This is a genomic window from Massilia sp. UYP11, from assembly GCF_050434805.1.
Lineage (GTDB): Bacteria > Pseudomonadota > Gammaproteobacteria > Burkholderiales > Burkholderiaceae_D > Telluria.
In genome coordinates, this window is sequence record NZ_JBNDJE010000002.1 from 316217 (window position 1) to 327967 (window position 11751).

Genomic DNA, 11751 nt, shown 5'->3' on the forward strand with positions numbered 1-11751 from the left:
CACCGCCCTGCCCTCGACCGGATCAGGGCCGTCGGCCGCGCCATTCGCCCCGTGACGACGCCCGCGTGAGGCTGGGCGCTGGGCCATGCCAGGCGCGCGCCCCGGACTGCCTGGCGCTACCCGCCTTATCCGACGGGGCTCGGCATGGCGCGCCGCTGTCGTCGGGCCGAAAGTACTCCGGAGTAAAAATGTTCACGCTACCATTCATATGCCTGCCTGTGCTCCCTGGCGTCCATGAAAACCTTTCATGGGCTGCGCGTTCGCCAGCCTGCAACGCCGCAGCCGAGCCGGCGCCGCACCACGTCGCAGCGCGCCAGACTGCGGGCGCCGCGCCGCATGCGGTTGCTCTTCCTCCTATGGGAATCAGGTAGCCCGACCCTGGAAGCGGTGGCTAAAACAACAACCTCAAAAAAAACCGACTTGGATGAAACCGATTTCTTGACGAGCGCGGCGCAATTACGTACGGTAGACATGTAGACAGACCGAACATTGTTACCAGGCACCCTCGCAGCGCAAGTGCTTCTCTCGTAGCGACATTCGGGACGCGCCCGGCTGCGCCCAGCGCTTTACCGCATTAACTGTTGTGTATTCACAAAAACTTCAGATGAACAGGAGGTCGGCAGAATCTTTATGGTAGCGTATAACAAATAGTGTTAGTGACAGCCCGATTCATCATGGCGCGTGACAACCTGTTGGATAAAAAAAATTACCTAAATTACGGAGACAACGTGAGAAAGTTCCAGAGAACAGTGATCGCCGCGGCGGTTGCGCAGACTGCCGTCCTGTACAGCGGCGCAGTATGGTCCCAGTCCACCGACACCACCGCCGCCGATCCCGGCGCGCCGAACGCGGCCGTCGTCAAGGTGACCGGCCAGCGCGCGGCGCTCCAGTCGGCCCAGAAGCTCAAGCAGGATTCCGACGAAGTGGTCGACTCGATCGTCGCCGAAGACATCGGCAAGCTGCCCGACCGTTCGATCACCGAGGTGCTCAGCCGCGTGGTCGGCGTGACCATGGACCGCAGCGCGCCGAACGACCCGCAGCACTATGCGGTGGAGGGTTCAGGCATCGCGATCCGCGGCCTGACCTACGTGCTGTCCGAACTGAACGGCCGCGAAGCCTTCTCGGCCAACGGCGGGCGCTCCCTGAGCTTCAGCGACGTTCCCCCCGAGCTGATGGCCGGCGTCGACGTGTACAAGAATCCGTCGGCGGAGCACATCGAGGGCGGCATTTCCGGCATCGTCAACCTGCGCACCGCGATGCCGTTCGACTTCAAGGGCTTCAAGGGTTCGGCCACGGTCAACACCAGCTACTCGGAGCTGCTCAAGAAGCGCGCCGACCCGAGCGGCTCGCTGCTGTTTTCGAACCGCTGGACCACGCCGCTCGGCGAGGTCGGCGCCCTGATCGACCTGGCCTCCTCCAAGACCAACACCCGCAACGACGCGATGTACGTCGCGCCCTACTACCCGCACGTCGACGACATCGTTCCAGGCAGGACCATGTGGGTGCCCAAGGGCGCCGAATGGCGCTCGCAGGAATTCAACCGCAACCGCAAGGGCGACTACGCGGCCTTGCAGTGGCGCCCCATGCGCGACCTGACCGCCGGCCTGACCTATTTCCGCTCGCGCTACCGCGAAGACTGGTCCGAGCGGGCCCTGCTGACCCAGGAGAGCAACCCATACGACATGCAGGTGCAGGACGGCGTCTGGAGCGATACCGGCGCGCTGCTGGCCGGCACCTGGTCCAATCCGGAAAACGGCGGCGTCAACTACAACAGCGACCGCCGCGTGTCCGACCGCAGGTCGAGCACCCAGGACATCGCCCTGAACCTCCAGTGGCGCGTGTCGCCCAACTGGACCGTGGTCACCGATTTCCAGCGCATCAAGGCCCGCACCAACGGCTTCGATTCGGACGTGGCGACCGGGATCAAGGTGCCGAGCCAGAGAGTGGACTTCCGCGGCGACCAGCCGACGTTCAGCTTCAGCCCGGCCGACCTGGCCCATTTCGCCGATCCGGCGAAATACTACTGGGCCTACACCATGGAGCACCTGGACAACTCGGTCGCCGACAGCAAGGCGTGGAAGACCGACGTCAGGTACGACTTCGATCACCCGGTGCTGCGCGACGTCCGTTTCGGCGTGCGCCTGCAGAACCGCGATTCGCTCAACCAGAACACCAATCCCGACTATAACTGGCAGGGCGTGACCCAGCCGTGGATGATCGGCTCGCGCATCCCGCACGAGGCATTCCTGAACGACCCGCGCTTCGCCGGCGGCGCCTCGCTGGTCGGGCAGCCCAACTTCTTCGGCGGCGACGTGACCATCCCGGGCGTGTGGTTCCCCGACGACGCCGTGGCGCGCGGCTACCCGGACAGCTATGCCAGGCTGCACGGCTACCAGGCCGTCCTGTGCGACGAGCTGACCGCCATCCAGGGCTGGAACAGTTGCACCCCCTGGAAGCCGGCCGGCTTCGCCAACGACCCGGCCAGCATCAACCGGCAGAGTGAAAAGAGCCGCGCCTTCTATACCCAGGCCCGCTTCAGCTTCGACGACCTGGGCTATCCGATCGACGGCAACATCGGCGTGCGCTACGTGAAGACCTCGTCGAACGCCTTCGGCTACACGGTCTTCTCCCCGACCGTGCCGACCATCCCGGAGGGCGCAAACGTGCGCGGCGCCGAACTGATCCCGAACATCCCGGCCTTCGCGCAGCGCCAGGACTACGAGAACGATTACCACAACTGGCTGCCGAGCCTGAACCTGCGCTACAAGGCCGCGGACAACCTGCAGTTCCGCTTCGCCGTGGCCAGGTCGATGTCACGCCCCGACTTCAGCCAGCTGAGGGCCTACACCTCGCTGTCGCAGTCGGTGCGCTCGACCACCACCGGTGGCGGCGACACCGGCCTGCCGACCACGGTGACGTTCAACGGCGTCAACCTGGTCGGCACCGGCCAGGGCAACCCGAACCTGCGCCCGGCCACGGCCACCTCGGTCGACCTGACCGCCGAGTGGTACTTCGCCAAGGCCGGTTCGCTGACTTTCGCGCTGTTCAACAAGGACATCAAGAACATCATCGTCAACCAGAACTACAACTACGTGGTGAAGGACGCCGCCGGACAAGACCGCCAGTTCCTGGTCACCGGCCCGACCAACGGCGCGCACGGCTACGCCCGCGGCTTCGAGCTCGCCTACCAGCAGTACTTCGACTTCGTGCCGGAGTGGCTGCGCGGCATCGGCACCCAGCTCAGCTTCACCTACGTCGACAGCGAGCGCAAGCTCGACAACCCGGTCTCTTCCGAATGGTGCAGCGGTGGCGAAGGCGCGGACAACCTGAACCTGTCGATCAACGGCTGCGACGTCGACATGCGCTCGTTCGGCAACCTGCCGCTGCAGGGCCTGTCGAAGCAGACCGTCAACCTCGCCCTCATGTACGAGCGCGGACCGGTCCAGGCGCGCCTGGCCTACAACTGGCGCTCGCGCTACCTGCTGGGGGTGAACACCTACGGCACCCGCGGCACCGACGCGCGCGACATGAACCCGGCCAGCCCGACCTACGGCACCTACAACGGCGACAACAACCAGGCCTTCGGCCTGCCGCTGTGGATGGATGACTATGGCCAGCTGGACGGTTCGTTCTTCTACAACGTCACCCCGAAGCTGCGCATCGGCGTGGAAGCGACGAACCTGACCGACACCACGGTCAAGCAGCTGATGCAGCAGCACGTGGGCATGCTGGGCCGCGCCTGGTTCAAGACCGGCCGCAGCTTCGGCGTGCGCGCGTCCTACGACTTCTGATCCCGGTCGCTTCCAGCGCAAGACAACGCGGGCCGCAAGCGGCCCGCGTTTTTTTTGATTGCCGGAGTTCGCAGAGAGCACATCCCAGGCGCATCCAGGGCGCAAGCGCCCGGGCGCGACCGCGCCCTCCCGCCCGAGGCGAGCAGACAGAGGCCGCCTGCCTGTCCCCAGGCGGCGGCCAGCACGTTGCCTGGTTTACGCCACCGTCAGGGTCGCCTTCTTGAGCTCGACGCTGTTCGGTCCCACGAAGATGGAGAACGTGCCCGGCTCGACGACACGCTGCATGCCGGTGTCGAAGAACCACAGATCGCCCGGTCCGATGTCGAAGCCCAGGCTGCGGGTTTCGCCGGGCTCCAGGGTCACGCGCTGGAAGCCCTTCAGCTCCAGCAGCGGGCGAGTGACCGAGCTGACGTCGTCGCGAATATACAGTTGCACGACCTCGTCGCCGCGCCGGTTGCCGACGTTGCGCACCTCGACCCGCACCCGGGTGCGGCCGTCCACGCCGATGCGCGCGGGCGCCAGCGTCGGCGCCGAGATCTCGAAGCGCGTGTACGAGAGGCCGAAGCCGAACGGGTACAGCGGCGTGGTGACCCCGTCGATGTAGCCGCGGCGCGTGCTCGGCTTGCGGTTGTAGTACATCGGCAGCTGCCCCGGATCGCGCGCGATCGAGACCGGCAGCTTGCCGCCCGGGCTGGCCCGCCCGAACAGCAGGTCGGCCACCGCGTGGCCGGTCTCCTGGCCCAGGTACCAGCATTCGAGCAGGGCGTCGGCGCGCTCGGCGAGCAGCGTGGCCGACAGCGGGCGGCCGTTGAGCAGCAGTACCACGGTCGGCTTGCCCAGCGCGAAGATCGCGCGCGCCAGGTCGTTCTGCTGGCCCAGCAGGTCGAGCGTGATGCGGTCGCCCAGGTGGTTGTCGGCCCACGCTTCGCGCGCCGTCATTTCGTTGTCGCCCAGGACCATGACGATGGTGTCGGCCGCTTTCGCCGCCTCCACCGCTTCGGCGATCAGGCGCGCGTTGACTTCCGGCTTCGTAAAGATGATCTCGGCCTTGCCCCAGATCCGTTCTTCGGTCAGGCGCACGCCTTCCGCGTAGGCCAGCGCGAAGCCGTGCGCGCGCGCTTCCTCCTGCAGGCCCTCGTAGACCGAGACCACGTGGCGCGGCACATCCGAATAGCCGCCGATCGGGGTATCCCTGGCATGGGCGCCGAGCAGCAGCAGCTTGCCGACCTTGTCCGCCTGCAGCGGCAGCAGGCCCTTGTCGTTTTTCAGCAGCACCGCGCTGCGTCGCGCCGCCTCGCGCGCAAGCGCGATCGCGTCCGGGGTGGCGGTGCGGGCATCGGCCTGGGCCGCGTCGGCATACGGATGCTCGAACAATCCGGCGTCGAACTTCAAGGTCAGGGTGCGGCGCACGGCGTCGTCGATCTCCTTGAGCGCGACCTTGTTCTCGCGTACCAGCTCGGCGAGGGTCAGGAAGCCCAGCGGATCCGGGGTTTCGACGTCGACCCCGGCCTGGATGGCGCGCAGCGTCGCTTCCTTGGGCGTGGCGGCCAGGCTGTGGCGGGTGACCAGTTCGTTGATCGCCATGTAATCCGACACGGTGACGCCCTCGAAGCCCCACTCCTTGCGCAGCACGTCGGTGAGCAGCCAGCGGTTGGCGTGCGACGGCACGCCGTCGATCTCGTTATACGAGGGCATGACGGCCGCGATCTTCGTCTCGCGGACGATCTTTTCGAAGGGCGGGAAGAAATCTTCGCGCAGGGCGCGCTCGCCGACGTTCGCCGGGCCGATGTTGGTGCCGCTCTCAGGCTGGCCGTGGCCGGTCATGTGCTTGAGGGTCGCATGCACCTTGCCCGGTGCGAGCGGCAGCGTCTCGCCCGAGAAGCCGATCACGGCGGCCTTGCCGATCACGCCGCACAGGTGCGGATCTTCGCCAAACGTTTCCTCGATGCGGCCCCAGCGCGGATCGCGCGCCACGTCCACCACCGGCGCCAGCGCCAGGTTGGCGCCACGTGCGCGCATTTCGCGGGCGGCGACCGCGAACACCCGGGTCACGAGGCCCGGATCGAAGCTCGACGCCAGGCCGATCGCCTGCGGGAAGCTGGTCGCTTCGCGCGCCGCATAACCGTGCAGCGCTTCCTCGTGCATCAGGACCGGAATACCCAGCCGGGTCCGCTCGAGCGCCCATTTCTGCACCGCGTTCACGTACTCGGCGGTCTCGCGCGGGCCGCGATTCACGGTCTGGCCGGCGTCGCCGGCGACGTTGGCGCCGCTGCCAAGCTGGCGGTCGGACGGGCGTGCGAGCATGCCCACCCCGTGCGGGAGTGCGGCGGCAGCCTTCTCGCCCGAGAAGCTGCTGTCCGCGTTCTGCACGGCGACTTTTTTCTGCCATAGGCACTGCATCTGCGCGATCTTCTCGTCGAGCGTCATGCGCCCGAGCAGGTCTTCGACCCGCGCCCGCACCGGTGCGCCGCCCTGCCGGTAGAGCGGGGCCCCGCCCCTGGCAGCGGCGCTGGCGACGCCCGGCACGCTGCCCAGGCCGGCAAGACCGGCCGCGCTGCCGGCCGAGGCCAGGAATTGTCTGCGTTTGATGCCCATAGAGATGGTCTCCGCTGCTGAGTGGTCGCTTATCGTTATTGCCGCTGGTGAACGGCACTGGCTGCGCGGTACGGGGCTCTTAAGCCCCTACAAACATGCGCATAACAGTAATGGTACCGCAATCATACCAGCGTGGACGGCGGATTGATTCCGCCACAGGAGCGTGACACTGGCCAGCGCCCAGGCCCGACTACTGCAGACGCAGAGCGCACCAAGGCGCTGCAGCGAGAAGTGCGCGCGCTGCGCAAGGCCGGTCTGCAACGCGTCTGCCCGAATCTTGCTTGAGGCGGGTTTTCGTCCCGCCTCTTCTCGCAAGCGTTGGGACTGCGTCAGAACCGGTACGTCAGACTCGCACGAATGGTGCGCCCGAACAGCGGCCGTGCCACGCCACGATTGCGCGTGCCGTCCGGCGACAACAGGTCGTTGAACAGTGGATCGCCTTCGGTGAAGGTCAGCGAATCGCGCAGGTTGGCCACGTGCACCTGTGCCATCAGGCGCGGCGTGACCTCGTACTGCGCGCCCAGGTTGATGATGCTGTACGACGGCAGCAGGGTGACGTTGGTATCGGTCGCTTCGGAGAAGCGGTCGCCCGTGTACTGGTACTGCCCATAAATCGTCAGAGGCAGGCCAGTGGCGGCGCGCAGGTCGTACGATGGCGTGAAGTTGGCCATGAACTTGGCCAGGCGCCGCGGACGGCGCCCATCCTCGCTCACCTGTACGTAGTGGTAACCCGTGATCACGCCGTCGGGCGTCTTGTCTTCTTGCGTGAGGGTATAGTTGGCTCCTTCGATCTTGGGCTGCTGGACCAGGAAGTTCCCTTTCAGCTCCAGGCCGTCGATGAAGCGCGGCCGGTAGGTCAGCTCGACTTCGGCGCCGACATTCTCGACCCCGCGCTTGTACAGCTGCGCCACCTCGGGGCAGGAATTGATCTGAGTGACGCCGCCAATCGCCGAACACTGGCTCGATTCGATATCGCGGTAGATATTGACCGCGCTGCGTGGCGAGAACTTGTTGTAGAACACCGCGATCGAGGTGCCGAACTCGCGCGTCATGTAGCGCACGCCGCCTTCATACTGGCGAATGCGCTCGACCGCGTCGATGTCGACCGCTTCGCCATTGGCGCTGATGGTGCCGGCGGCGCTCAGGTCGACCAGGTCGCCCACGCTCGGCAGGCGGAACGAGCTCGAGGCCAGCGCATAGACCGACAGCGGCCGGCTGATGCTGTAGTTGGCGCCGATCGACCAGCCGACCGCGTCGAACTTCTTCTTCAGCGTGCGCGCGGTGGACGGGAAGAATACCTCGTTGTCGGCCGTCGTATCGGCGGTCGAGCCGACCACGACACCGGCCGGGGTCAGGTCGACCGCCGTCTCCCGGTTGCGGCGCACCACATTCGCGTCCAGGCTCTGGTAGCGCACGCCGGCATCGATCCGCAGGCGTTTATTCATTGTCTCCCAATGGTCGAGCAGGTAGACCGCCCGGCCGTCGCCCTTGAAGTCGGCCAGGTGGCCGTTCCAGCCCGGCAGGATCGCGCCGCCCAGCGTCAGCGATGGCCCGACCTGCTGGCCGTTGGCGTCCACCGCGATCAGGTCGGCCAGGCGGCTGCGTGCGGCGCTCTCTCCCACCAGCAGGCCGGTCTGGAAGTTGACGTCGTAGGTGTAGCGGCTGCCGTAGACACCGAAGGTCACGTCGTGGGTGCCGGCGGCCTGGAAGGTCTTTTGCGCCTGCAGGTCCAGCACATTGCTGCTGGCATCCATCTTGGCGATGTACGGGATCAGGAAGTTCAGGTAAGCGTCGCCCGCGACCGCCGAGCCGTCGTTGGTCCAGCGCCCCTGCACGCCGCTCGCCTTGCCATAATTGCGGATGAAGTCTTCGCGGCTGATATTGGCGAAGGCCGAGCAGGCGCCGCTGGCGGGGACATTGAAGTAGCCGCGCAGCTTGGCGTTGTCGAGGTTGCAGTTCAGGGCCGCGCCATGGGCCGGCGAAATCACGTCGTTCTGGTAGCGCGCATTGAGGAAGTTGCTGGCGCCGGCCGTGTCGTTGCCGGTGAAGACGGCGTTGAAGCCGCTGCCGCCACCGGTGTGGCGCAGGTTGGCCGACAGCTTGAGCCCCGAGTCCAATACATGGGTCGCCTTGGCGCTGAACATCCGGAAGTTCGGGTGCAGGCCGTCGGCCTGGTCGATCTCGCGGCTGCCGTACTCGCCCAGCATCGTGAAGCGGCGGTTGTAGGGCGAGGCCGTGGTGCCGTTACCGAAGTCGATCCCGAGCGGCTGGATCGAATCGTTGTTCAGCACCGTCGGGTTGGCCGGCGTGCCGCTCTGGGTAAAGCGCGGCACCGAGATCGGCAGGTTCTGGTAGAAGGCGGTGCGGTCGTTCAGGTAGTGGCCGTCCAGGCGCAGCGTGGTGCGTTTGTTGTCGCTGGTGAAAATCAGGTTGCCGCGTACCTGGCCGCCCTGGTCGGCCGTGTAGCCGGTGTCGCGGATGCCGTCGCTGCGGCGGTAGAAGCCGCCGATGGCGCCGGTCAGGTTGTCGTTGATCGGGCCCGAGACGAAGGCGTCGTGGCGCCAGAAACCGTAGTCGGCGTACTCGATCTTGTAGCCCGCTTCCAGGCTCTTGCCGCCGGTGCGGGTAATGTGGTTGACGGTGGCGCCCAGGCCGTTCGAATACAAGATGCCGCCGGGGCCGCCCTTGACCGCCTCGACCGCTTCGGTCATCAGGTCGTCGCGCACCAGCACGTCGTTGTTCATGAACGGCACTTCCGGCTCTTCATAGGCCGGCAGGCCGTCGATCAGCTGCGGTGAGAAGCGAAAGCCACCCGCTACCGGCAGGCCGCGCACCGTGATGTTGTTGCCCGCCTCGCCGGCCGTGCTGCCCTCGGCATAGATGCCCGGCAGGTTGCCGAGCAGGTCGGCGGTGCTGATCGGCGCCAGGCGCTGCATTTCTTCCGCGCTGATCGTGTTGATCGAGAAGGTCGCGTTCTTCTTGCTGGTGGTCTGGGTGACGCCGGTGACGATGACGACGGCGGTGCCGTCTTCGGCCTGGGACTGGGCTTCGGCCGCGGCGGCGCTCGCGGCTTGCTGCTGGGCGAAGGCCAGTGCCGGCATCAGGCCGATGACCAGGGCGGCCGAGCGGCCGATATAGGATGAAATCGAGTAAGGCATTGAGAGTGTCTCCTGAGATAGATTTTATATTCGACTTGTATGTTCAAGAACTTGTGCCGTGCTCGCGACGACTAACAGGTGTCCATCGTTGTCATGAGCGACCGCAGCACGCCGGACACCACTAGAGCGCACCAGGCGCCGCCGGTCCGGCGCCTGGCATGACTTCGTTCAGATACGGCAGCTCGGCGCCCTGGCGCGAACAGGTGATGGCGGCGGCGCGCGCCGCGAACGCCAGCGCCGCGCGCAGTTCGTCGGCGCCGATGTCCTGTACCGCCTGGCGGGTGAGGCGCCCGGCGCGCTGCAGGCAGGCCAGCAGGCCGGCCTGGAAGGTGTCGCCGGCGCCGACGGTATCGACCACCGTCACCGGCACGGCCGGCAGCGTGAAGGCCGGCAACGCGCGGGTCGCCGCCACCACGCCCTGCTCGCCGCGGGTGACCACCACCAGCGCCACGCCGGCCTCCAGCGCACGGTCCACGAAATCCTTCACCGCCAGGCCCGGATACAGGGCGTGGATGTCTTCTTCGCTCACCTTGAGTACATCGGCGCGTTCCTGCATCCAGCGCAGGACCTCGCGCCAGCGGTCGACGCGCGGCTCGATCGTCAGCCGCACATTGGGGTCGTACACGATCAGGCTGCGGCCACGCTGGCGTTCGACCAGCGCGCGCAGGGTCGAGGCGACCGGCTCCACCACCATGCAGTAGGAGCCGACGTGGATCGCCTGCGCATCGTGCGCGACGCGCGCGAGGTCGGCCGGATGCACCATGCGCTCGGCGGTCTCGTTGCCGTAGAACGCATAGTGCGGCAAGCCGCGCTCGTCGACGCTGACCATGACTAGGGCCGAGGCGGCATCGGGACGCGGCGCGGCGTCAAGATCGACCCCCTCGGCCTGCAAGGCAGCGTACAGTTTGCGGCCGAACATGTCCTGCGACAGGCCGCCGAAAAACTGCGCGCGCGCTTCCAGACGCGCCAGGCCAATGGCCAGGTTGAAGGGCGAACCGCCCTGGCGCGCGGACAGCTCGATGCCGGCCGCCACCTCGTGCTGCGCGAACACATCGAATAAAGCCTCGCCACATACGACAATCATGCAACCTCCGAATGACCATTGAAACCGTTGAGTTGGATGGCGCCTGGCGCCTGTGCCTCGATGCGCGCGCCGTCGGAGCCGAATACGTGCAGCGCACCCGGCAATGGACGCACCGCCCAGGCGCTGCCGACGGCGGGCGGCGCATCCTTGCTTGAGACCACCAGCGGTTTGGAGAGGCCGGCCACTTCGAGGTGCACATGCGACTCGGAACCGAGACGCTCGACCAGCACCACCACGCCGCGCAGCGGGCCGCTTGGATCGGGCGCCAGGTGTTCCGGGCGGATGCCGGCGGTGACCGCCTGGCCGGCGGCCTCGAGCTGGGTCCAATCGAGCGCCACCGCGCCCAGCGCCAGGCGGCCGGCGGCGTCGAGCGCGGCCTCGACCAGGTTCATCTTCGGCATGCCGATGAAGCCGGCGACGAAGACATTGGCCGGCCGTTCGTACAAGGCCATCGGCGCGCCGATCTGCTGCACCCCGGATGGCCCCAGCACCACGATGCGGTCGGCCAGGGTCATGGCCTCGACCTGGTCGTGGGTGACATACACCATGGTGGCGCCGAGCTGCTTGTGCAGGCGGGCGATCTCGACCCGCATATCGGCGCGCAGTGCCGCGTCCAGGTTCGACAGCGGTTCATCGAACAGGAAGGCGCGCGGTTTGCGCACAATGGCGCGGCCGATCGCCACGCGCTGGCGCTGGCCGCCCGACAGTTGCGGCGGGCGGCGCTCCAGCAGATGCTCGAGCTGGAGCATGCGCGCCACTTCCTGCACCGCCAGCTTGATCTCGGCCTTCGGCACCCGCGCCAGGCGCAGGCCGAAGGCGATGTTCTCGAACACGCTCATGTGGGCATACAGCGCGTAGTTCTGAAACACCATCGACAGGCCGCGCCGCGCCGGTGGCGTTTCGTTGACCCGTTCGCCGTCGATGCGGATCTCGCCGGCGCTGATCTCTTCCAGCCCCGCGATCATGCGCAGCACGGTCGACTTGCCGCAGCCCGATGGACCGACCAGCACGACGAATTCGCCGTCGCCGATCGTGAAATCGATGTTTTCGAGAATGTGCTTGCTGCTCTTGCCGGGGTAGGCCTTGCCGACGCCGGCCAGCGTAATGGATGCCATTGACGTTC

6 protein-coding genes are annotated in these 11751 nt (G+C 66.7%); 2 read left to right on the plus strand and 4 right to left on the minus strand.

Features of this window, described 5'->3' with window-relative positions; all coding sequences use genetic code 11:
- The first annotated feature begins 234 nt into the window (after positions 1 to 234).
- Positions 235 to 477, plus strand: a complete 243-nt coding sequence (locus tag ABIB38_RS04925; RefSeq protein WP_429202256.1) for a hypothetical protein — start codon at positions 235 to 237, stop codon at positions 475 to 477.
- 251 nt (positions 478 to 728) lie between these two features.
- Positions 729 to 3791, plus strand: coding sequence for a TonB-dependent receptor (locus tag ABIB38_RS04930; protein ID WP_429202258.1), 3063 nt, complete (start codon positions 729 to 731; stop codon positions 3789 to 3791).
- Between the two features lie 195 nt (positions 3792 to 3986).
- On the opposite strand, the gene ABIB38_RS04935 is transcribed toward ABIB38_RS04930, so the two are convergent.
- The 4 genes from ABIB38_RS04935 to ABIB38_RS04950 all read right to left on the minus strand — a co-directional run bounded on the left by ABIB38_RS04935 (position 3987) and on the right by ABIB38_RS04950 (position 11743).
- Positions 3987 to 6386, minus strand: coding sequence for a glycoside hydrolase family 3 N-terminal domain-containing protein (locus ABIB38_RS04935; RefSeq protein WP_429202259.1), 2400 nt, complete (start codon positions 6384 to 6386; stop codon positions 3987 to 3989).
- A gap of 329 nt (positions 6387 to 6715) precedes the next feature.
- The gene (locus tag ABIB38_RS04940; protein WP_429202261.1) at positions 6716 to 9544 is read right to left on the minus strand and encodes a TonB-dependent receptor; all 2829 of its coding nucleotides are present in this window, start codon (positions 9542 to 9544) and stop codon (positions 6716 to 6718) included.
- Positions 9545 to 9665: 121 nt separating this feature from the next.
- Positions 9666 to 10628, minus strand: a complete 963-nt coding sequence (locus ABIB38_RS04945) for a carbohydrate kinase family protein (protein ID WP_429202263.1) — start codon at positions 10626 to 10628, stop codon at positions 9666 to 9668.
- Positions 10625 to 11743, minus strand: coding sequence for an ABC transporter ATP-binding protein (locus tag ABIB38_RS04950; protein ID WP_429202265.1), 1119 nt, complete (start codon positions 11741 to 11743; stop codon positions 10625 to 10627). Before ABIB38_RS04950 ends, ABIB38_RS04945 begins: the two co-directional genes overlap by 4 nt.
- Between the last annotated feature and the right edge of the window lie 8 nt (positions 11744 to 11751).

Coding starts and splice junctions, on each gene's coding strand:
- ABIB38_RS04925 (WP_429202256.1), top strand. CDS start 235: ATGAAAACCTTTCATGGGCTGCGCGTTCGCCAGCCTGCAACGCCGCAG.
- ABIB38_RS04935 (WP_429202259.1), bottom strand. CDS start 6,386: ATGGGCATCAAACGCAGACAATTCCTGGCCTCGGCCGGCAGCGCGGCC.
- ABIB38_RS04940 (WP_429202261.1), bottom strand. CDS start 9,544: ATGCCTTACTCGATTTCATCCTATATCGGCCGCTCGGCCGCCCTGGTC.
- ABIB38_RS04945 (WP_429202263.1), bottom strand. CDS start 10,628: ATGATTGTCGTATGTGGCGAGGCTTTATTCGATGTGTTCGCGCAGCAC.
- ABIB38_RS04950 (WP_429202265.1), bottom strand. CDS start 11,743: ATGGCATCCATTACGCTGGCCGGCGTCGGCAAGGCCTACCCCGGCAAG.